Genomic DNA, 1287 nt, shown 5'->3' with positions numbered 1-1287 from the left:
CGACGACCACCGCCCAGGTATAGCCTGCAAACCGGCCGCGCAGGGCCTGGACGTGGAACGTCCTGTTGTGGAAGTCGATCGCCGTGACGATGCCACGGATCTCGACCCGCCGGCCCCGCTCATGATCTGCGGCCGCCGGTGTTGCACTCAACGGGATGATCAAGAGTCCGGCGAGCGCGACGCTGAGCAGGAGACGAATAGACAATGCCTGCGTTCGCGTTCTCACGGCATGTCCCCCCTTCAAAGAGTCCTTGCAGAAATATACGGAGGGGACCTGACGAGGGTTCCGTGCGCTGGAGGATCAGGACTGAGTGTGTTCGGACGCGACTGCGGGCGACGGGCGGCCTGCCGGTGCGACCGCACCGGTCGCGCGGCCGAAGATTCCCAGATAGTGCGAAAAGAACCAGCGGCGGGGTCTGGACCGCCCAAGAGCGGTCGCGGCGCGCGCGAGCGAGTGCTGCGGCCATTTGAGGAGCAGAACGTTTGCCGCGAGCAGTCCGCGATACCGCCGGCGGTCGGCCGCGATGAACTCGCGGTAGGCCGTGTGGACCGCGGTCTCGCTCAGCGCGCCGTCAAGCACCTGCTGCACGAGCTCGCCGCAATGGGTCCCCGCCAGCACTGCGGTACGGATGCCTTCGCCCGATACGGGCAGGCATTGTCCGGCCGCATCCCCGACCGTGAAGACGCCGCGGACGGCACCGCCAGTCCAGCCCGTGGCCAGGTAGCCTCCGTGCACGTCGCCGGGGCGGGCGTCGAACCGCGCCATGAAGCGCCTGAGGGCGGGCAGCACTTTGGTGCGCCCGCGGTACGAGATCACGCCGAAGCGGGTGTACTCGCCGCACGGAAAGGCCCACGCGTACCCATCACGGATTTCGGGGACGAAGTAGAAGTGCAGTCCGGGGTCCACGCGGCGCGGAATCTCTGACTCCAGCCCGAAGGCCACATGCCTCGGCCGTCCATGCCCGGCCAGCGCCGCGCGTGGGCCGGTCGCGTCCACGAGGAGGTGCCCCTCTCTCGACCCCTCCGATGTCAGGACGCACCGCCGGTCGTATCCGTGCACCGATGCCTGCAGAAACGTGGCGCGCGTTCCGGCCGCGGCCGCGTGACAGAACCTGTAATAGTCAAACGTGCAGAATGGCTCGGGCAGGGGCCAGGTGGTGGATCCTCCCGGTGTGTGGATGACGAGGGCCGTGTGGATCTGGATGATCGACGTCTCCGCGCCCATGACCCGCACGGTACCGACTGGGGCCGCGCACGCCGACGTGACGCCTTCGCCCAGCGGCTGCC

Annotated in this window: 2 protein-coding genes; both read right to left on the bottom strand. The window is 68.3% G+C overall.

All coding sequences use genetic code 11. From position 1 onward, the window contains the following. Positions 1–226: hypothetical protein (locus ACRDSQ_RS15140; RefSeq protein WP_431421775.1), on the bottom strand; the 226-nt coding region annotated here is incomplete at its 3' end. A gap of 75 nt (positions 227–301) precedes the next feature. Beyond that, positions 302–1287, bottom strand: a 986-nt coding sequence (locus tag ACRDSQ_RS15135; RefSeq protein WP_431421774.1) for an NAD(P)/FAD-dependent oxidoreductase, incomplete at its 5' end; no start/stop codon positions are given.

It is taken from the genome of Actinokineospora sp. (genome assembly GCF_050699995.1).
GTDB lineage: Bacteria > Actinomycetota > Actinomycetes > Mycobacteriales > Pseudonocardiaceae > Actinokineospora.
The sequence above is the reverse complement of the archived record's forward strand: the minus strand, read 5'-3'. Positions and strand labels throughout refer to the sequence as shown.